Consider the following 21,130-nt stretch of genomic DNA (forward strand, 5'->3'; position numbering starts at 1 on the left):
GGATGTCTTTTAAGCCACTCTCATTATCCGACAAACGAGATTGTCAGCACTTGAGCGCTACCGCCCGATTTAAGTGTCGGTAGGTCGAAACGTTTATTGTTCCAAACACCTTTAGACGACATCGACTCAGTACCACCTAGGATCTCTGCATCTGGGTTAACACGAACAAGGCCGTCTTTGAACGCTGGGTCAATCATGTAGTCTTGGATTGTACCCGCTGGCATTGTTAGGTCTGAGCTAAGCAACGAGATACCGTCAACGGCTAAGTTACCACTGTCGATTGTCTCTGCTGATAATGCTTTGATCACCGCTTCGTCTAGGTACATGTACTTGCGGTCTTCAGTGAAGTAGAACGGGAACTGCTTTTTATCCTGCTCTGTGCTCGGATTCCAGTTAGGCGGGACAATAGCAATCTCGTCCGCTTGGAAGTACATCTTACCGCCTGCCTCTGCACCGCTGCCGTCAGCAAGTAGGTGGACGCCCGATACGCGACCATTGGCTTCAGCCTTGATTACTCGTTCAGCTTTAAGCACACCTGTTTCAGAATCAGTGTAGGCTTTTGCCGTATCAAGTGCAGAGGCGATAGCATTGCCCTGAGTCGTATTAACCGTTTCGATACGGCTCGCATTGTTTGCTGTGGCGCTCTCTAACGTGCTTACCTTACTTGCGTTATTGTTGGCCTTACTTTCCACCGAGCTAAGACGTGAAGCGTGGCTGCTGCTCGTACTCTCCAACGTGCCGACACGGTTTGAATTGCTCTTCGATTTAGTCTCGACGCTGCTCAATCTGCTCGCATGGTTGTCGCTAGTGCTTTCCAGTGTTCTAACAGCCGAACCTACGTCGCCACCACGGATTTGGAGCGCCCTTGTGCTGCCGCCATCACCAGACACAGACCAAACGGCTATCTCATTATCACCCTCGACCACATCAATTAGGTAGTAAAACCACTCGACTGCGTTGTTTTTGGAAACTCTTGGCGCTACGCCTAGGTTGACACCATTCACAGCGATGCGGATCGCACCTTCAGGGTCGTGCATCTGGGCGCATAGGGCTGCTTTCCCCGTGTACTCACTCTGTAGGGTGAAACGTGAAGAACCCGCGTAGTCTGTACTTTGGACGAAACCTACAGAACCTTTCCACTCACTTTGGATCTTAGCGCCTTTCAACTGGTCTAGGTTGACGGTTTCGACAAGATCTAAACGACTCGCGTGTTTTGTACTTGTGCTTTCCAGTGTACCGACGCGGTTTGAAACGCTCGAAACACCCGAATTAGCAGTATTTGCCGAAGACTGTGCCGCATTAGCTTTACTTACGGCTGTTGTAGCTTTAGTTTCTACGCTATTCAGCCTACTAGCGTGCGATGAGCTTGTACTTTCAAGCGTGCCCACGCGGTTAGTTACCGAATTGACCTTACTGTTCGCCGTGTCCGCATCGCTCTGGGCTGCGTTCGCTTTGTTGACTGCTGAAGTAGCTTTAGTTTCAACTGAGCTTAAACGGCTTGCATGTGAAGAACTTGTGCTTTCAAGCGTGCCTACGCGGTTAGTTACCGAATTGACCTTGCTGTTCGCTGTGTCCGCATCATCCTGCGCCGCATCAGCTTTGTTGACTGCTGTGGTAGCTTTCGTTTCTACGTTTGTCAGTCTACTTGCGTGCGTTGAACTTGTTTCTTCTAGTGAAGTGACGCGACTCGCGTTAGCGTTTGCCTTAGTGTCCGCTTCATTCGCTAATGCTTCAGCCTTACGCGCAAGGCCGTCGATAGTGCTTAGGACAATCTCAATTGGCATTTCTGTGCCGTCAACTACTTCAAGTCTCGGCTCTGCGAAGAACTGGCGGGCGTCCTTGACCGATTCGTAGTAATAGTACGCACGGTGTCTTACTCCGGTCGCATTTGGTCGGAATTTGAAGTCTCGCGCCGCTGCCACTTTAATGCCACGGCTATTATAGACGCCAGTGTCAGGGTGATCACCGCCCGTGTAGTCATGCGGGTGCATGTGGCCTACGATACAGTACCACTCGCCATGCTCAATACCCCATGAGTCCAGCGTCGAAGTCGAAAAGCTCATGTAGTACGGGTTCGTGTTGGATTCACCGCTGAGCGTGATACAAGATTGAGCACCTAAGTACGATGAACCAACGCCTCGCGCCGATGCGTCGTCGCGCTTGTACCAGCATGTAGAGCGATAAGTTTTGTTGCGATCGGCGCTAATATCGATCGACCAACCACCGCTGGCATCGCGACTGCCAGTGCTTCGGGACGCCCAGAGGACAGTGTTCCCGTAAGGGCCGACACCGTTAATGCGCTCGTTCTCGCTTATGTCGCCATTCTTGCCGAAGCGGCCAGCCGAACCCTTTGTTTGCGGCTTCCACTCACTGAGCGGCAGCAAGTTGGTACTCTGGTCAACACTTCGCGTGCGAAGGTCTGCCAGATCTGCTGCGGCCTGTGCTGCTGCGGCGTCAGCAACTGCGTCATTCGCCTTTGTTTCAACGTTCGTCAGCCTAGATGCGTGCGTCGTACTTGTCGATTCTAGCGTTCCGACACGGTTTGTGACCGAGTTAACGCCACTCTGAGCTGTGTTAGCCTTGTTTACTGCGGTTGTCGCTTTGGTTTCTACGCTGCTTAAACGTGAAGCGTGCGTTGAACTAGTTTCTTCTAGCGTACCGACACGGTTTGTGACGGAATTGACACCAGCCTGCGCTGCATCTGCGTCCTTTTGGGCTGCGTTCGCTTTGCTAACTGCCGAAGTAGCCTTGGTTTCTACCTTCGTGAGCCTTGAAGCGTGCGTTGTACTCGTTTCTTCTAGCGTGCCGACACGGTTTGTGACGGAATCGACACCAGTCTGTGCGGCATCTGCATCCTTTTGGGCTGCGTTAGCCTTGTTTACTGCGGTTGTCGCTTTGGTTTCTACGTTCGTCAACCTTGAAGCGTGCGCCGTGCTTGTCGATTCCAGTGTACCGACACGGTTTGTAACAGAGTTAACGTCGGCCTGTGCAGCATCTGCATCTTTTTGGGCAGCGTTCGCTTTGCTAACTGCGGTAGTCGCTTTGGTTTCTACGTTGGTCAGGCGACTAGCGTGTGATGTGCTGGTTGATTCCAGCGTGTTAACACGGTTCGTGACAGAGTTAACTTTACTGTTCGCAGAGTCCGCGTCGGCCTGCGCCGCGTCTGCATCCTTTTGGGCTGCGTTCGCTTTGCTAACTGCGGTGGTCGCTTTAGTTTCCACATTCGTTAAACGTGAAGCATGAGTGTCGCTGGTTTCTTCGAGCGTTGTCACACGGTTCGATACAGCAGTTGCACGGGCATTAGCTGTGTTCGCGTCGCCCTGTGCTCGCGCTGCATCATCAACACCTTTCTGTGCTGTGGTTTCTACAGTGGTTAGTCTGCCTGCATGGTTGTTGCTGGCTGTCTCTAGTGACTTAACCGCTGAGCCTACATCACCGCCTCGGATCTGAACACCTTTTAGCGTGCCGCCATCTGGACTAGCTTGCCAGAACACAATGCTGTTAGAACCTTTCTTGATGTCAACGAGGTAGTCAAACCACAGTGTCGCTCCGTCTGCGCCCTTTGGCCTAGGCAGTTCAACACCATTGAGCTTGAACGCTAAACCGCCCTCTGCATCATACAGGCGCAGGCGAAGCGCTGCCTTCCCCGCGTAGTCTGATTCGAGCGTTAGTTCCTTTGTATCGCTCGTAACGCTTGTAGAACCTGACCACTCAGCGATGATGTTGGCTGTCGCAAGCTGCTCAAGGTTAACTGACTCAACCTGCGTAATACGTTGCGCTTGGTCTGTAGTCGTGCTTTCCAGCGTGCTAACACGGTTTAAGTTGCTGTTCGCCTTAGAGTTGGCGCTATTGGCTAGTGTCTCTACGTTCGTTAGACGGTTGGCGTGAGTTGAACTTGTGCTCTCAAGCGTTGACACCCGGTTAGAAACCGTCGAAACATCTGTATTTGCCTTGTCTGCGTCAGCTTGTGCTGCATCTGCATCCTTTTGGGCTGCGTTCGCTTTGTTTACTGCGGTAGTGGCCTTTGTCTCAACGTTCGTTAGTCTTGAAGCATGAGCGCCGCTAGTTTCTTCTAGATCTGTTACTCGGTTCGTGACTGTTGATACATCAGTGTTGGCCTTGTCTGCGTCAGCTTGTGCTGCATCAGCCTTAGATACTGCTGTGGTGGCTTTGCTTTCTACATTCGTAAGACGACTAGCGTGAGTGCCCGTAGTCTTTTCGAGCGTTGTAACCTTGCTTGCTGTGTTGTTGGCCTTGCTTTCTACGTTCGTTAGGCGCGAAGCATGTTTCGCTGAAGTCGATTCTAACGTGCTTACTCGGTTTTGGGCATTGGTTGCCTTGGTCTCTACATTAGAAAGGCGTGTGGCGTGCGTAGCGTCCGTTTCTTCAAGTGTTGTGATACGGCTTTCTGACTCATCGCCGCGTGCTTCTAACGTACGAATACTTTGCGCATTGTCTGCGTCTGCTTGTTCAAGGCTCGTGATTACTGAATAGTTCTCACCGTTCCAAACACCTAAGCTTGATAGACGACTAGCGTGCGCGCCAGTAGTTGTTTCAAGTGAAGCTATGCGTGATCTGTTTTTGCCGTCGCTAGTCTCAAGGATAGACACGCGCTGCGCCTGTTCGTCGCTCTCTGTCTCAAGGTTAGCAATCTTTGAGCCTTGACCATTCGTTAGCGTGACTAGGCCTGTAACATCATCTTTTACACCGCCCAAGTCTAAAGCAACTGAGTCAATCGACGCGTTCGCAGCGCTTAGGCCGTCTGTTGCTCGTTTATCTACAGCGCTGATTGATGCTGTGACATCAGTGTTTACTGTGTCGATGCGACCGTTCGCCTGAGTGATAGCCTCGTCAATACGGGTTACATCAAGGTTTACGTTCGTTTTTAGGCTGGCAAGACGTGAGTCTACGTCATCCAGTGATAGCGATAGATTTTTGTTAGCGTTGGCGAGCGCTGCATCGGCGGCTTTTAGGCGTGACTCTGCATCAGTTAGGTCTTTCTCAAAACCTGTCTGCTTGTCGAGAATGTCATTAAGAACTGTCTCGTCTACGTCCTGTCCATCCTGTCCGTCTTGACCTTTGATTAGTGACCAATCGAAGATTGAAGGGTCTGACAAGTCAGGCTGTTCGGTGCGTTGGCCTGTGCTGAAGCCAATGTATTCTTTGTTGGTTGGGTCAAGGCTAATGCCTGTTCCCTGCGCGTCATCAGCGTATGCTTTCCATACGTGATAAGCTGGTCCAAGTGGGACTGCGCCTAAGTCGATTAAGTGCCAAGCACCCTCTAACTTAGCGTAAACGGCGCTATGGTCTACCCATGCGCCGCCTTTCTTTACTTTGATAGCCGAGACTCGTTGCCAAGTCCCGTTAATTTTTATAGCCGACATGCGGTTTTACCATTAGGAATCTGCGACAATCCAAATGTCACCATCACGACCTTGGCCTGCACTTGGGGCAGTAGTCGAGACAGTAACGCGATTACCTAGTTTCTCTAATGTGTCACTCACCTGTGCTGCTAGGCGAGTATTTGTGGTTGCAGACACGCTGCGCATAATACCATATTTCGCGTTAACTTTAGTAGCTAAGTCATACGCTTCGTCTATTTTAATTTCGGTATCGCTCACTACTTCGACAACCTCATAAATTCGGTTAGTCAGTGCGAACATATCACCCGCTACAGGCTTGTTGACAGCCGATGCCCAGTACGTGCCGACACCTGTTACAACGTCGCTGCCCTTGGTCAATGTGACCTTACCTGTTCTATACCATTTACTCATTTTTACACCTTGTTAGTATAGGCCTCTCACGTTTGTTAACGTGCTGCCTGATTTGAATATGTCAGCAACGATTGCTGATTGTTGAACTAGAATGTTGTCGTTCACATCTGGCCTTAGCTGGACAGAGAACGAATGTGATGCTTTGCCCTTGGGGATCACACAGCCGAGCTGCACTGTCACCGAGCCTTCTTCGCCCACGTTCTTCGACCTGAAGACTTGCTTCACCTCACCATCTAGGTACAGAGTCACAATGAAGTTACTTGATGAACCACCGCCCCCTTGGTGGTCGAGCGCTATGCCGCTGACGACAAGGTTACGATCATTGGTTTCGCCAAGGATTCCCGCTTCGATTGTCCCTGAGATAAGCGTGTAAGTTTCGAGTGCGCCCACGGTGTACTCTTCGTTAACGACGACAACCGCACGGTCAACAATGTCGCCCTCGACGTTCGTAGCCTTCAATGTACCTTTGACCTCGCACGACTCGTCGATAACAACGTTCTGTAGTCGGCCTGCATTTGCGTTTACCTGACCACTGAAGAACGCATTTTTAGCCGTTAGTACACCTTGGTTGTTGACCAAGAAGTTCGTACCAATCTCCAGCGTAGAACCCTTGATGCTACCGCCCTCGATGGCTGGTGATTTGAAGCTAGTGCCCGCCCTGATTTTCTCTGCGGTAACGTTCTGTGCCACTAGGCTGAAGATTTCTGCTGTGTTGATCACCGCTGCATCAATGACCGTCTTGCCGTCTTTAATGATGAACGGGGCTACCGTGTCATTGCCGCCAGTGACAGCGAACGTCTGTGCATCGACAACAAAGCTCGTTTCAGTGCCGTCATTGAAGAAGCCCACGCCGCCCTGTAGGTCTTGCACGTTGGTCTTCACGCCCCATTGAGCTTGATACCCTGAACTAGCGGACGCAGAGGCCGAGGCTAACTGCTGTAAACTCGCCGACTCGCCGTTGTAATCCACACGGAAGTCTCTGATCGCTTGAGCAAGTGCGCCCTCTTGGTTAGTAAGGACAGTCTCAAACTCTTCGATTTTCGAGTTGATAACGTCGCCTAGGTCGTTTTCCCATCGAGCCTCAAGGTTCTGAATACGCATGACATAGGCTTCATCAGCATTGACCGCTGCGTGTATTCCGCCTGCCAGCCGTGCGTAGTTCTTCGCAAACTGCTTTTGGATTGTCTCGCCTTGCGTGTGCTTCGAGATAGCGTCACTCATGGCTTGGTCTGCAAGAAGGTCACTAACCGAGCTGTTTTCGCTGAGTAGCTTAGATAGGCTAGTGTCGCCGAAGCCATTGCCCTGTAGAGCACGGTTCAACGCATCAATAGCGCCAAGTTCCGACTGCAACCAATCGTAGTTTTCGCCGTTGAACACTTGCTCGCTGTAGTCCTCAAGCACTTGCTCTGGATTGTCTTTAGTCGTCACGCGCACACCGTTCGCATTGCTCGGCGCACCCGCTTGATAGTCACGGTTTAAGTGTCTGATCCAATATACATAGGTACTCGAACCATTGACCGAATCCGAGTAGAACCCGCTAGTTGACGAGCCGACGAACAACGCTTCAGCGAATGTCGGGGTCGCATCTGGTGTCTCAGTGATGTCCACACGGAACACCTCAGTCAATGCGTACCAGTCGCCCGCTGGCCTATCCCATTTGAGACCTACCGCAGTGAACATCGCGTACACGTCTAGGCCTGTAGGCTGTGGCGGAATTGGATCACCAAAACCGCCTTTGTCACCTTCAGCCGACGAATTTACAGCGAGCCTGCGCAAGTCCGTTGTGCCAGTACCGACCTTTAGGTCACGGAATGTAACAGCCCTGTCTAAGTGGTTGCCGCGCCCCATGCCCGACTGCACCTGAACAGTCTCACGCAATGCCGTTAGGAAATGCGAGACTGAACGTGGTACGTCCTTCGGTACTGGTGGCAACGCTGTTTTTGCCATTAGATAAATTCCTCTGGTGATTGAGCTAACTGCACGTCACGAACTTCAAGCGGTGCTGCTTGGCTGATAGAGTCAACCTTCACTCGCCATCTGTGAGCACGGGCGTTGAACGGCAGATAGAAGAACATAGGGCTATCGACTAGCTTGGTGTATGTCTTCTCTTCGCCTGTCAGCGCATGGTCATAGGCCACCGTCACGCTCACTGGGAAGCGGTTAGCACGTACCTTCGCGATGTTGAACGCTACAGGGTCATTGAACAGGTATGTCTTCGATTGCCAATTGGCCTGTAGCCACGCATCATCCGACGAGTCGAACTGCATTAGCTCTTGTGTGTCTACATCGACGTACGCCAAGTCATTAGTTGACTCAAGCTGCACGAAGCAAGACGCGTTTAAATCTAGTGTGCGAACCCCTGCGTTTCTGTCTAACGCGTCAAACACCAATGTCTTGCGAGTCGCTGGACTATGCACAAACACCTTGTTGTCGTAGTTGGACAGCTTCAACGTTGACGGGTCTAAGTCGCGCCATTGTTTATTCGATAGGAAACCTTCGCTTACGTTTGAGATCGAATAGTCATCAATGCGGTGTAGGCCTGTATCACTTGTGAAATACACAGCGCCCGCTACCTCAGTGACACCATGCTCGCTTGAACAAGGAACTGGATCAGATAAGCGTGTTGCGTCCATCGAATCAGGGTGAACACCTTGAACCACGTACGGCACGCCTGTTGTTAAGACAACTAGGTTCGCTCCCGCTGGTTGGATGGTCACAATGTCTTCTTGGAACACCTTGTAGTATTTAACAGGCCAAGCGTAGAAGGCTTCAGGTTCGGCGAAACACAGTATGCGCTTGTTGTGGCCTACCAGAATATCCGCGCCCATAACCGCTACTTTCTTCATTGAACCACTTGGGTACAACTCAGTGTTGGTGTCTGGTGCGCCAGTCCAGTCTTCATTGAGTGGTGAATCAAGCAAGTCGCCGCTGTATGTCGTATCAACGTACGTTTTTTCGTTAATGCCAATTTCAGCCACGAACTGGTATTCACCTGTACCACTGGCTGCTGTATTGGTGCGAAATATACGAATCTTGCCGTCGGTATTGCGAAGTGGGTCGGTCGCCATTACACCCTCTGCAAGCTCTGGGAACGTGAGCGTCACAGCCGTAGTGTTTGTGTACTGGTATTCCTTAATCTCGACTAGTTCTGACGGGTTAGACAGCTCACTTAGTCTGCCCCACGCATCGACGTAGCAATACGCGTAAGCAACTTCTGTCACATCGTATTCAACGTCTTCTGGTGCGACAAATGGCATGATTCCGACGATACCATCACCGTTTAAGTCTTCGGTGGCTGCGCTTTGGCCGTGGGTAGGGACAACCTTCTCCGAGCCGTCATACTGCAGCGTAGGTTCTTGGTGCCAATATTCCGCGACTGCTGTTTCAATTGATACGAAGTCAGGTGGCTTAGGGACATTCAGTGGGTATGCTACCGAAGGATATGGACCAGCCCCAGACTCCGCGTTCAGGTTGTACGCGACCTGTGGGTCTTTGCCGTGGCCTGCGATAACAACGTAGTCATAGGCGTCGTTCTTCAATGGAGCACGGACAGCGTAAGTTGGTTCAGCCCAGCTAAACCACTCATTGTTGTACTTGAACATTGACTGCGTATCAGCACGGCCTGTTGCGCCAAGCGATGACGGCAGCGACCAAGGCTCAAGGATGCCACGTTCAGATTTAGTATTGTGTGACAGTACAGCGTAGCCGTCTGGTACTTGTTCATCATCGTACTTTGGAGCTGTACCTAGGAAGCCTGTGAACTGGATATTCATTAGTTGTAGTCCCAGCTAGTAGCTTCGTTCTGCATACGGAAGTCGATGTGCAAGAACGTCTTACCGAAGCCGAAGCCTTTAGCGCCAAGCTTTAGAGCTTCTTCGATGATACGCATACGCAATCTGCCGTACGGAACACGAATGTCAAAAGCTACGCCCTTATGATGCGTGCCTGGTTTTTCCTTTTTTGCTTCGTCTGGATGGTTCGCACAGCGGTAGGCGCTGTTTAGGACTAGAGGGACACCGACACGCGTACGTAAGGTTTGCAGCATACGCAGCGCATACGGGTCACACTCATTGGGAACTTGACGGTCACATTCATCGCATTTGCAACGAAGTTCGACCGCCTTAAAGTCCTTAGTGCTAGGTTCTGTCATGTAATGCCCTATTCTTATTGTTTTTACTTATAGAGCATTATAACAGTAACACTGTTTTATTTAATCAAGTTTTTGACGTTGTCATCTACCAGCTCGCGGAAGAACGGGTGTTGGTTGGCAACAGGTACGAATCGACTAGGGTTCGCCTCAAGCGTTGCGACGTCCACCGCCAGTTGAGCAATTGGTCCTGCTGCCGCAACCAGTGGGTGATTGCCGTATGACGTACCACGGTAGACAGACTCGGCTATTGCAACTGGCCCCGCTCCGCCTGTAGCCATTAGCGTGCTGCCGATCCAGTCGGCGATATCACGCTCGCCCTGCCATTCAGGACGGCCTAATGGGTACTTGATATACTCACGGATGACTTCAGCCATTAGCGCCATTGGTAGGGCTACAGCCGCAGTGATGGCGATAGTCTTCAACGGGTTCTCACCATTAGCACGCTTAGTGTTGAAATTCTTGACCAGCCCCTTATGCACATTGTCATAGAAACCGTAGAAGAACTTTTTAAGCGTAGTCACAAGTAAGAACCTTGGATCATTCGCGATCAACGGTAACTGAGTAGAACGTGGGTTCGTCACAGCCTCGTTAACGAACTTGTGTACTGCGTCACGGTACTTACGGCCTGCGATGCTGTTTAGGTCGCGGTTCTTGTTGAACTGTAGGACGTGGTGCGCCTCAACGCCTAGTTCTGCCAGCTTCACATTGTCGCCATCTTCTACAGCACGAGCAAGGTAGCGCTCTGCGGCTTTAGTGGCTACAGCTCGCGTCATCTTGGTCACGTAGTTCTGACCGTTATACTTGAACATGGTAGCCTGAATCTTCTGTGATACACGTCCCATCGTCATGTCGTTCATGTTATACATTTCTTGCAATGAGTGCTCGATAACATCGTCCGTGATGATGTCGAAGTCACGGGCAACTCTAACCATCTCTCTTCGGCCTGACATTGACATGATTGCACGCGCATCGCTAAGCATACCGTCTGTTTCGCCACGCATACGGGCGTAGACAGCAGCGACCTCTGGAATACTCGCAATGCCTGAGAACATAAGCACTGTCGCAGACTGAAGGGCAAGCATTGCCGAGTTGAACGTACGCATCTTAGGAGACATGTTGATACCCAATCGGCCTGTAACGCCTTGGTACAGCTTCGCGTACGACTGTCTGTTCGTTGGGTGAACTTCACTTTCCATTCGTTTGAACTCGGCGTTGCTGTCCCACTTGCCGTTGACCTTACCGCCGTGCGTTGCGTTCCAAGCAGCCCAGCTCATTGACGCATTTACAAGTCGGATCAAATGACGTGGCGCGTCTGTATCTGCGAAGCCGCCAGCCTTCAACTGTTCGTACATGCTGTCGAGCACTCTACGTCCGCCGCGTGGTGGGTTCGTAAGCTCTGGCCTGATAGCGAACTCTGGGTAGCCGTTGCCCTCTAGAATAGACTCAAGCATCTGCTCTGGGTTCTTCACCTTGCCTTCGCGTAGGATCGACAGGAAGCCTTCACGGTTGCGTTCAACCTTGTGTAAGTCTAAATGCACTTTAGCGATTACAGGTTCAAAGTTTGGATCAGCTTTACGAACATGTTTTGACAAGTTAGCCAAGAACGCTTCGTACTTCTTGCTCGCGTCGCTCTTAACACCGTTGATACTGTCTTCGTAGCCTTGTTGGATGAAGGCTGAATCACCAATGTCCTTACCAATGCGCGATGCAAAATACTCAGTATCGTTACGGCGAATCGCAGTGTAATCGTCTGAACGGGCAGCGGCCTCTGGGTGGATTCGCTTAAGTCGTGTCTTGGTCATTTCAAGTAGGCGGTAGAACGGCTCACGTACAGCACCACGGCGGCGCTTCATGACTTTGACCACCTTACGTTCAAGCTGAATCTTACGGCCTTTGCTCAGGTCAGTACCTTCGTAGCTATCCTTGATGGCCTGCTGGGTTTTAGCCGCCACTTCAGCCTGTGCCTCTACGTCTTTGATTCGTGCATCAAGTTGGGCTTTAACCTCTGGGTCGCTCGGCGTTTTAATGGCCTTAAGCTTTGACAAGCGCTCGTTGGCGGTCTTTAGGTCTTTGTCGGCATTGCGCAAGGCTTCTTTCTTGTCCTGCTTCTGCTTCTTCTTGACCTTGTGTAGCACGTCACGACTGCCTAGGTCTTGGTTCTCACGGTTAGCAAACTCGTCGTCGATTCGGGTCTCACGGATAGCCAGCTCACCGCCGTCCTTGTCTTCCTGTGCAAACTCCCGGTCAAACGCTGAGAACTCGGCCTCAGTCTGCAAATCTTCTGCCTGATCCTCGGTTAGCTTGCCCGTACGGACAGCCTCGTCAAGATAGTCTCTGTAATCTGCCAGCGTTAAGTCGTCACGGTAGACATTACCCAAATCACCGTCTGCAACGTCCGTTAATTTTGGATCAGAATTTGACTTACTCGTGGGGCGTTTTCTGCCTTTCTGGTAGATACTGCTGCGAACTGAGCCAAGCGTCACTGAAGCACGCTTGTCGCCTGCCATGCGGTAGACAACGACATCATCGCCGATGGTGTTTACATCGAAGCTGTAGGCTGGTGAAACGCCATCATCTAGCTTGAGTGATTGCAGTGCCGAGATGCCAGACAGCACAGACGAACCAAGCTCTGCGATAAACTCGTCACCGGCATTTTGTCCGTCGAAGTCTGTATCGTTCTCACGCAATGCCCAACGCGTCACTGCATCCATGTCCACCATGTAGCGCTTGCCTGAGTCATTATCTCGGACTACTAGGCCTTTTGTACTGCGGTTCTTTGGCGTCACTTCACGTACTCGCTTCATGTTGCCGAACGAAGACTTAACGATGCGGTGCAAGCGGTCTTCAGGGCTTAGCTGTACGCCGAAATCGCCTACAAAGTCAGGCTTCAGGACATTGATTGACGTTAAGTAGTCTTTAATCTTATCGTGATCACCTTCGTCGAACAGGTCGCGAATACGCTTGACAGTGCGAGCGTTCAAGTGGCGCACGCCGTCTTGCTTCTCTTCAGTACCTTGCGTAAAGGCCTTCTTCGGCGCATCAGCACCCGCGATACCACCTGTTAAGCCTAGGCCATACTCTTGACCTTTAAGCTTCTCAGCCTTGCTGTTGGTCGCTCTGCCGCGCTTAAGTTTGATACCTGTTGACTGCTCTACTTCGTTCGGCTTGATCAGCTCACGTGCGAAGTCAGCAAGTTTTTTACCGTCGATGCCTTTGATACGTCGAAGCGAGTGGAACGCATGTTCTAGCTGCTCCGTTCGTTTAGTGTAGTTAGCCGCAATCTCACGGTTAGACGGTGGCGCATCAGTAGTGCTCTGCGTGTCGCCTAGGCTGCGCTCTGAGCCGTTTTCGTCAACTTCTGCACCCTCATGTCGTAAATCATCTTTGAAGCCTCTCTCACGTGAAATAGCCTCGTTTTCGACCTCATTAAACAACTGGTCTACGGCTTTAGGGTACGACTTCAGTAACTCATAGTGATAGATTTTATCTTCTAGGTCTTCAATCGCTTTGACAACGGCCTTGTTTCCTTGCTTCTCGTACATAGCTTTATTGGCAATTGCCTGCTTGTGCGCTGCTGACAGGTCGGCTGGGTTAAACAGGTCAGTTCGAGTCTTGGCCTTCTCGTAGTCCTCGCGACCTTTGATTAGCTGGCCTACCTGACCATCCGAACCGTTACGCGTGCCAAGTTCGTTCTTGATGTAGTCGAGCTTACCGTCCATCGTTGTCGGGCGCTTAGACTTCTTAGGTTTCTCACCTAACACCTGTTTTGTGAGCGACTTAACGCCTTCTTTGTCTTCGATGTTTGGCTTACCGTCTGGCGTGTGCTGCGTTTTGCTAATCTTGGCGACTAGTGCGCGTCTATCGGCCTCGAAGTTGCCAACACCTTCGAACTCGTATTGCTTGGCGATTGGCGCAAGCGCTTTGCGGTCTTTAGCCACGGCTGCTTGGAACACGGCTTTCGCTTTAGGGCTTTTCTTACCCTCTTTGGCAATGATAGTCTTCACCGTCAGGCCGAGTGTCTTATCCGCTTTCTGAAGACTTGCCATGCCTTCCGCAAGCTCTTCTTTGGTCGGCTCTCGGCCTTCCTTCATCCAATTAGGCGCATCATCACGGACAGGCTTAGGCTTTTGCGCTGGTGCATCACCTTCAGGGACAGTCGGTTCTTGCTTGGCCTTCTCAGGCTCTGGCTTAGGGTCAGCTTCGCGCTTCATGCGTTCTTGAGTCTTGAATCTGTCGCTTTTAATCTTTGCATAGTCACGGAACATTGCACGACCGTCGAACGAGTTAGCATGACGATACACAATGTCTGTTAGGCGCGGATTGACAGAAGTTAGCGCATTACGGATCGCCGTGTCAGTGCCTTCATCCTCTGCGGCCTGTAGCTTATCTCGTTGTGAATCAGTCATCTTGATTCGACCTTCGCGAGACAAGTCGATGACACGATTGAAAGTGAAGCGTAGTGCTTCCTCGCCTTTCGCTGAGTCATAGCCACCGCTCACCGGTGTTTTGCGACCATAGTGCGAGTCCGCTGCATAGCTGGCGAGTTCTTCGTTCGTTAGTTCGCCTTGGTCAATCAGCTTACCTATAGTGCCGATGTCCACGGGCTTACCGTTTGGCTCAAGCTTGGCCTTAAGTTCATTGTATCGAGCGCTAGGTAGGTTAGGTACGTCTTTGGCTGTCATAGCATCGAACTGGCCTTGGCCTGCTACTTCCATGCTATCAGTTTCTTTGAACGTCTTAGGGGCAGCCGATTTAGCCTTTTTGCTGAACGTTGCACGGGCTACACGGTCAATGCTCTTGCCTATGCCTTCGCCTAACTGGACAGGCTCATAGTCATCGCCATTAGCACGGAACACTTGTTCTTCCTCGACTTCCTCGTCGGTTTTCCAGCCTTCAGCATCAATCTTCTGGCCTTCAGCATCCACATCTTGTGCAGCTTTGCTATATTCGCGCATGAAGCCGATAGTGTTACCTGTAGCAGAGGCCGCACCACCGATTACACCACCGCCGATTACAGCTCTAAGGCCTGCCTCGACTGCGTCTTTCGTTTCCAGACTCCAATCATCACCGCCCATTTCTGTCGCGATAACTTCATTGATGACCGTCTGCGCAACCTCTGTAGAGCCTTCAGCCAATGCACCAACCTGTGTCGTGATGCCAACGTCCTTTAGACGCTTCATGACAGACGGTTTAGCAAGTGTGTCCATGACAGGTTTAAGGGCGGCATCTGATACGCCTGACGCTTTCATTGAACGGCCTAGAACAGCAATGAATGGTAAAGCGTTAGCTGCTGCACCTACAAGGCCAGCGCTTAGTGTTGCGTCCGAGTGGTCTTCGCTACCGGTCTCGTCTAGTCTGTTCTCCATTGAACCCGCAGATTGAGCGAAACCCGACAAGGCTGGACCTGCATATAGGCCAGCTTTCGCGCCTTTCATTAGGCTTCTAGTAGCTGTCATTCGCATTACCGACATTAAGCCCGCGCCTGCTACTGCACCCGTGCCGCCTGTGGCTGCGCCTAGTGCAACCGTACCCGCTGTGGCTACCGCATCAACAATAAGACCAGGGGCGGCTTCACCTAATGTTTCGACGACATAATCTACCGCATCTGAGAAGTTATTAACGTCCTCGTATGAACCGAACTCACGTTTGTTCAGCGCTGCATCTACGCCGTGTCTGCGGGCTATCTCGCGTCCTTCGCGCACCCATTCTTCATTGCCAAGCGCTTCACCGATGTAATTCAATGCGCCACCTAACGACGCCTTAGTCTCGTCCGTGCCACGCTGGAACGCTTTTTCGAACGTACTACGGCGATCATACACACCGCTTTCGAGAATGGCGTTTTCCCACGGTTTAAACTCGTCATTAACCGCTCGGTTCTTAGCGCCTACGGCGTTCATTTTCTCATTGTCTGACGATTGGTAGCCGAGCGCACGACGGGCGATGCCTGTCATTTCGTCTTGTGAAGCCTGTTCGCTGCGGTCTGGTGCTGCTGCGCCTGACATGACCATATCACGGCTAATCTCTCGACCGTGCCTGTCACGTGCTCTCGACAATAGGCGACCATACGCGCCGCGTTCTGTGCCCCGCTCAATGTACCCGCCGTCATCGAGAATATCTTGCGTTAGCGCTTGTGCATCGCCTGAGTTTGGGTGTGCATCGTTTCGCCACTCATGCTCTTTCTCGCCAGTGTTGAAGCCCTTTAAACGAACATCACCTTGCTCAGTTCGTCCGCTATCTCCATCAGCAAGCTCTATGTCTTGCGACGTGATAGCGCTTTCGGGCTTTACGTTCTCCGCTTCTCGACGCTGTGCGTTCTCGATTAGCGATGAATACGAATTATCACTCATAAATAAAAAATCCCTAGTACAATTAGTGCTAGGGATTTTATCATCATTACTTATAACTTACTTATTAGTATTACTGATTATTTACAAACTTCTCTTTGAAAAGCTCGTCGAAGTCAGCCTGCGCTTCCGCAGTCCACTCTAGCCCTGCCTCATGGAACGCCTTTCTTTGCTCCATGTAGTCTGCGTTGTAAGTGTCTCTGACGTTCATCATTTTATTGCCCGTACCCAACGATACCTCTTTGATTGTATTCGCTGTCTGTGGCTTGTACTTGCCCTCTACGGTCGTTACGTAAGGGGTGATACTCATTACAGACAGGTCGCCGTTAGGTTCTGCGTTGATATACGACTCAATGGCGTGAGACCACATAGCGGCAAACTCTTCTGTTCCTGCCGCTTCGGCACTGTATCGCTTGTTGGCAAGAAAACGTGTAGCTAGTGTTGCCACTTCGCCCTCTAGTGCCTTCATTTGCTGCGGGTCGTAGCCTTTGCGGTTGCCAATCACACGTGCGATGTCCTTACCAACTTGCGTGAGCTTTTCGCGAGTCTGCTTCTGCATTTTCTGACCGTCTTCGAAGTTTGTGCGAGTGGCCTTAGCTGCTTCGATTTGGCTGTCGAGTAGAGCCTTCTCAGCCTTAAGGACACGCGCTTTGTTTTGGCTACTTGCAGTTTCGGTCGTGACACGGTGCTTCTCAAGGTCATACTTGTTGAAGCGCATATCACCTGTTTCCATGAAATTAGCCATAGCTCTTTCATCAATTTGGCCTGTGACGTAAAGCTCACCTACAGCCGCATATTGATCACGGATGCGAGAAAAGCGCTCTCGGACTGCATGTGTCTTGTCTTCGACAGTTGGCTTCTGCGCGATTTCCTTAGTCTTAGCGCTCGGCTTAGGTAGGCCACCGCCGTTTTCTTCCATGATACGTCGAGTCTTCTGCAAGTCCTCGACACCTTTGGGCGTGTTTATGCTATTCGTTGGGCGAACCGTGGCCTCGTCGTTCTTGGTTAGTTTGACCTTGGCCTGATCACCGAATAGGACATACGAGCCTGTCTTGCGTACATGGTCAGAGATGCCACTAGAAACGAGCCAGTCACCACGGATGAACGTATTATACATTTGGCGAGCGCCTCGGTTGCCTGCTTCGTACAGCTCTTTACCGTGGCCTACAACGCCTTTGAAAGCGTCCTTTTTGGCCTGCTCCGACTCTCCACCGTTCCCTACGTCAATTGGGACGTCCGAGTCAACGAACTTCCCTTTCATGGCGTCCAGTAGGCCTTGTTCCTTAAGATTAGCCATGAACTCACTCTCGCTCGCTGGTCGTGCTTTGCCATCGTCGCCTACTGTGAAGCCTGCACGGATATAAGCCGCCGTTTCTTCAGGTGTTGCGCCATTGGCCTCTGCTATCTCAGCGCTACGAGCTGCGTGCTGTCTAGCCTCACCAACATTCGCTTTAGGGATGCGGAACGGCGGCGAGTTCTGGTCGTGCGGGTTCTTAGTGAATGGATCGACACGACCTTCGCCTTTCTTTACACCGAGGATAATGTCATCGCCATCGTCGATGACCTCAACGCCTTGGCCTTGGCCTGACGCACCCGCGCCAATTGCTGCAAAGGCCTTTTGCTCACTAGCGTTAAGCTCCGCCATCATTGAGTCGCGGTAGCCCTCACGTGCTTTCTGTGCTGCTGCTCGCTCGTCTGCAATTCGCTGGCGTTCTGAGTTGCGGTACTCCGCTTCGTCCATCTGCATAGAGAGTCGCGCATTTTGTCTGTGCTCGTCCATCGCTAGACGACGCTCATTGATGCGGTTCTCGTAGTCTTGTTGGTCGCGAGCATATTCGATTTGCTCTTGACGTTGTCTGTAATTGGCGTAGTCGCCAATGGCGCGAACGATTGCTGAACCGTCGCGCATACCATATCCTGCCATATTAACTCCCCATTGCGCCGCCAGCGGCACTGCCTACTGCTGCACCTGCCGAAGCACCCGCAGGGCCACCATAAATTCCGCCGATAACACCACCGACAACCGCACCAGCTTGGGACATGAATCCCGTCTTAGCTGATTTGTAAGCCTGTTCGCGTTGGTTCTTCGCCATGTATGCCTGAGACATAGACGCCTGACCTGATTGCTGTAGCTGCTCAGAGATAGACATCAGCTCCGTTCGAGCCGCTTGCTGTCTGTTTCGCTGGTCATCATGAGCCTGTGTCATCACAGCGTTTCGCGCCTTAGTTACCGAGTGTCGCTGATTATTAGTCAGTGAAGACTGTCGAGACCAACGTGCCGCCCATGCTATAGCCGAGCTGCCGTTGCGTCATTTCCTCAGTCTTACCTTGAAGCTGCTCAGACAAACGACGAGAGCTGTCAACAATCTGGGTGCTGGTAGTTTCATCAACTAGCTGGTCGATAATAGGCACAGTATTTTTGTTGTAATCCAGAATCTGTGACTGGTACATCTGATTCAACTTGTACTCATACGTATTCGTATAGTTGTCTGCGGCTACCGACAACGGGTTGTTGCCATTGGAGCTATTAACTTGCCCCGTCCCGTCCTTGGTCTTTCTTCTGCCGTCCTCAACGGCTGGTCTTGTTGCCATTTTATGCCCCCATTCCTGTTGAATCGTAATTCATAGCCGACATGCTGCTGTAAGGGTCAACACGTGTTTCTGCCCTCGTTTGGTCTGCGATACGTCGTTCTTGTTCAGCCTCTCGCTTGTCCGCTTCATCTTTCGCGTACATTGCCGCTGTGACCGCTGACATGCCTAAGTCCATCACTGCCTGTTTCTTCTTGTTATCTTCGACAAATTCAGACATAGACTCGTCATTGTCGATGCGAGCCATGCTGCGGGCAACGCGCTCAGTGCTTGAAGTGTCACGACGTACAATATCGCCCTCAGTGTTGTATGAACGCCCGCCTTTGCCTGTCGCTGAAATCCCCGCACTGGTCACATCAACCGACGAGCTAACGGTCTTTGTGCTGCCACTTCTACGCGCCTTTTTGAGCCTGTTGAGTGATGCTTTAGCCGACTCTGCCCCGACACGGGACATTGCCTGACCTCGCTCGTCGCGTCTGTGTGAAGCTAGGAAGTCGTCACGCACACCGTCTTTAATGGTCGAGCCTTTTTCGAACATTTCGGTCGCTAGATTAACCTGTAGCTTCTCACTTAGCGGCGTTTTTGGTTTATCAGGTGAAGCCATCAAATATCCTTCGCATAAGTTATTGTTTCAACGTGGAAACCATTTCTGATCGCCACCTTTTTCCAGCCTTCTCTTGGGCTAGTGAAAGTGATTTTACTACAGTGGTACTTCTTAGCATAGCTAACAGTTGAACTAATAACCTCACTCAAGTCTGAAGCACGACCATTGAAGGAATGAGCCGCCAGAACGTGGCAAACACCCGGCATCCATTGAGCAATGAAGAACCCTTCATCACCTACCAGATGCAAGGTAGCTGCACGCATTTCTAACAGTTCGTAGGTCTCTTGCGGCGAGTAGCCACCAAAAGAACGGTAAAGCCGTTCAATGAACGGCTCTACTATTGGGTACACTTCAGGTAAATCCTTTATCTGGAAAGGGTCTGTTACCATGAGAACCCCTTGTTAAACTGGACTGCGCGCTTAGGCCTGCTACGGTCTCTACGTGTCTCACGTTTAGCGAGTTCGATACCCTCGCGGAAGTGGTTTTCGTAGAACGCAGCCGCACGTCCATTAGTCCAAGGCTGTTCGGGCATAGACAGCAAACGAGCTACTGCGCCACGTCGAATAACATCGAACCACTTATCGCCTAGTGAGTCAGGCACACTGTCAATATTACGGTTGGGCTGCACGACAACCGATACCTCAAGCGTGCCCTTCTCTGCTGCGTCTAGCAAAATGGTGTTACCACTGTGCGAGAACTCTGAGATCTGGTTCGTTGACTCGATACGGTGCGGCAGAGTGCTTACGAGCTTTCTGCGACCGTCACGGCCTTCTGGTTCAAAATAAGCGTAGCGAGTCGATGCTACATACGTTTCTGCTGGCATGTCCTGAAGTAGTACGTTTATGTCTTTCACTGGCAACCGTTCCGTGTGTCGCCATGCCTCAGACAGCCTGAAGAACTCTTGGATTGCGTAACGTACCTGTCGCGCAACCAAGGAGTCTAAAGGCTCTGGTACATCAGGGCGAATGCTGTCTACCCAGTCTTGCACCAGTACCATTACTTAGCCCCGTTTCTATCGCGTGTTACTGCGTTGTCTTGCTCCATGCTTGACTGCGTATCACTGATTTGCGACGTGAACAGGTTATAGTAACCAGATGCTCTCGTTTGCATCGCTTCTGACTCTGTGAACTTGGCGAACGCACGGAATAAGACGTAGTTCGCAACACAGGCCGCATACATTGAAGGTAGCGGGAACGCGTCAGTCAGTTCAACAACCTCGTCAGGTGTTGTGCCGATGACCATTAACAGGCTACCAGTGCCGTCAGAAGGCGGGTAAACGAAGAATGAGCGTGGATCAGTAAGACTCGCACTGTATCGGAACACAGTCTTTGTCTTAGTGCCAGCCATCCAGTCAGGGTCTTCATTGTCTAACGTAGAGCGCTCTACGCGACGAACAGCACGACCTTCTTCACCATCAACAAGGTTGCAGATAACCTCTAGTACACGCGATGCGCCTGTTGACACTACAGACTGCTTAGAGCCTGCTGCTAGTGCGAATGATTCAGTGCTGCTACATGACTCAGGGCGAACACGGGCAATCTCTGCGCACGCTTCGTTGAACCATTGAATAAGCTCTGGGTCGCGCCACTGCACACCACCTTCGTCGATGTCGCGCAATAGAACGCGCACGCGGTTTGTTAGTATTGTTCCTACGGTAAGCAAGACGCTA

Annotated in this window: 13 protein-coding genes; all 13 read right to left on the reverse strand. The window is 51.3% G+C overall.

The genetic code is table 11. The annotated features are described in order from the left end of the window. Positions 1 to 23: 23 nt before the first annotated feature. On the reverse strand, positions 24 to 5,384 hold the full coding sequence (locus ACRWSG_RS17480) for a hypothetical protein (RefSeq protein WP_462166996.1): 5,361 nt from the start codon (positions 5,382 to 5,384) through the stop codon (positions 24 to 26). A 12-nt stretch (positions 5,385 to 5,396) separates the two neighbouring features. Continuing rightward, a complete protein-coding gene (locus tag ACRWSG_RS17485) occupies positions 5,397 to 5,774 on the reverse strand; it encodes a hypothetical protein (protein WP_462166997.1) in 378 nt (125 codons plus the stop codon). A gap of 12 nt (positions 5,775 to 5,786) precedes the next feature. After that, on the reverse strand, positions 5,787 to 7,721 hold the full coding sequence (locus tag ACRWSG_RS17490; RefSeq protein WP_462166999.1) for a phage tail tip fiber protein: 1,935 nt from the start codon (positions 7,719 to 7,721) through the stop codon (positions 5,787 to 5,789). Next, a complete protein-coding gene (locus ACRWSG_RS17495; RefSeq protein WP_462167001.1) occupies positions 7,721 to 9,547 on the reverse strand; it encodes a hypothetical protein in 1,827 nt (608 codons plus the stop codon). The genes ACRWSG_RS17490 and ACRWSG_RS17495 overlap by 1 nt, the downstream gene beginning before the upstream one ends. Beyond that, the gene (locus ACRWSG_RS17500) at positions 9,547 to 9,924 is read right to left on the reverse strand and encodes a D-Ala-D-Ala carboxypeptidase family metallohydrolase (RefSeq protein ID WP_462167002.1); all 378 of its coding nucleotides are present in this window, start codon (positions 9,922 to 9,924) and stop codon (positions 9,547 to 9,549) included. The genes ACRWSG_RS17495 and ACRWSG_RS17500 overlap by 1 nt, the downstream gene beginning before the upstream one ends. Positions 9,925 to 9,980: 56 nt before the next feature. Further along, entirely contained in the window at positions 9,981 to 16,271 is a 6,291-nt protein-coding gene (locus tag ACRWSG_RS17505; protein WP_462167004.1) for a hypothetical protein, read from the reverse strand. A 70-nt stretch (positions 16,272 to 16,341) separates the two neighbouring features. After that, the gene (locus ACRWSG_RS17510; RefSeq protein ID WP_462167006.1) at positions 16,342 to 18,192 is read right to left on the reverse strand and encodes a hypothetical protein; all 1,851 of its coding nucleotides are present in this window, start codon (positions 18,190 to 18,192) and stop codon (positions 16,342 to 16,344) included. Between the two features lies 1 nt (position 18,193). Further along, entirely contained in the window at positions 18,194 to 18,478 is a 285-nt protein-coding gene (locus ACRWSG_RS17515) for a hypothetical protein (protein WP_462167007.1), read from the reverse strand. Between the two features lie 37 nt (positions 18,479 to 18,515). Further along, entirely contained in the window at positions 18,516 to 18,860 is a 345-nt protein-coding gene (locus ACRWSG_RS17520; RefSeq protein ID WP_462167008.1) for a hypothetical protein, read from the reverse strand. A gap of 1 nt (position 18,861) precedes the next feature. Further along, on the reverse strand, positions 18,862 to 19,461 hold the full coding sequence (locus ACRWSG_RS17525) for a hypothetical protein (protein WP_462167009.1): 600 nt from the start codon (positions 19,459 to 19,461) through the stop codon (positions 18,862 to 18,864). After that, a complete protein-coding gene (locus tag ACRWSG_RS17530) occupies positions 19,461 to 19,850 on the reverse strand; it encodes a hypothetical protein (protein WP_462167010.1) in 390 nt (129 codons plus the stop codon). Before ACRWSG_RS17530 ends, ACRWSG_RS17525 begins: the two co-directional genes overlap by 1 nt. Continuing rightward, positions 19,844 to 20,458, reverse strand: a complete 615-nt coding sequence (locus tag ACRWSG_RS17535) for a hypothetical protein (RefSeq protein ID WP_250660504.1) — start codon at positions 20,456 to 20,458, stop codon at positions 19,844 to 19,846. The genes ACRWSG_RS17530 and ACRWSG_RS17535 overlap by 7 nt, the downstream gene beginning before the upstream one ends. Next, complete coding sequence (locus ACRWSG_RS17540) at positions 20,458 to 21,123, reverse strand: phage adaptor protein (protein WP_250660503.1); 666 nt, start codon at positions 21,121 to 21,123, stop codon at positions 20,458 to 20,460. The genes ACRWSG_RS17535 and ACRWSG_RS17540 overlap by 1 nt, the downstream gene beginning before the upstream one ends. Positions 21,124 to 21,130: the final 7 nt, after the last annotated feature.

It is taken from the genome of Pseudoalteromonas sp. GB43 (assembly GCF_054923805.1).

Coding starts and splice junctions, on each gene's coding strand:
- ACRWSG_RS17535 (WP_250660504.1), bottom strand. CDS start 20,458: ATGGTACTGGTGCAAGACTGGGTAGACAGCATTCGCCCTGATGTACCA.
- ACRWSG_RS17495 (WP_462167001.1), bottom strand. CDS start 9,547: ATGAATATCCAGTTCACAGGCTTCCTAGGTACAGCTCCAAAGTACGAT.
- ACRWSG_RS17510 (WP_462167006.1), bottom strand. CDS start 18,192: ATGGCAGGATATGGTATGCGCGACGGTTCAGCAATCGTTCGCGCCATT.
- ACRWSG_RS17480 (WP_462166996.1), bottom strand. CDS start 5,384: ATGTCGGCTATAAAAATTAACGGGACTTGGCAACGAGTCTCGGCTATC.
- ACRWSG_RS17530 (WP_462167010.1), bottom strand. CDS start 19,850: ATGGTAACAGACCCTTTCCAGATAAAGGATTTACCTGAAGTGTACCCA.
- ACRWSG_RS17485 (WP_462166997.1), bottom strand. CDS start 5,774: ATGAGTAAATGGTATAGAACAGGTAAGGTCACATTGACCAAGGGCAGC.
- ACRWSG_RS17505 (WP_462167004.1), bottom strand. CDS start 16,271: ATGAGTGATAATTCGTATTCATCGCTAATCGAGAACGCACAGCGTCGA.
- ACRWSG_RS17520 (WP_462167008.1), bottom strand. CDS start 18,860: ATGGCAACAAGACCAGCCGTTGAGGACGGCAGAAGAAAGACCAAGGAC.
- ACRWSG_RS17525 (WP_462167009.1), bottom strand. CDS start 19,461: ATGGCTTCACCTGATAAACCAAAAACGCCGCTAAGTGAGAAGCTACAG.
- ACRWSG_RS17490 (WP_462166999.1), bottom strand. CDS start 7,721: ATGGCAAAAACAGCGTTGCCACCAGTACCGAAGGACGTACCACGTTCA.
- ACRWSG_RS17500 (WP_462167002.1), bottom strand. CDS start 9,924: ATGACAGAACCTAGCACTAAGGACTTTAAGGCGGTCGAACTTCGTTGC.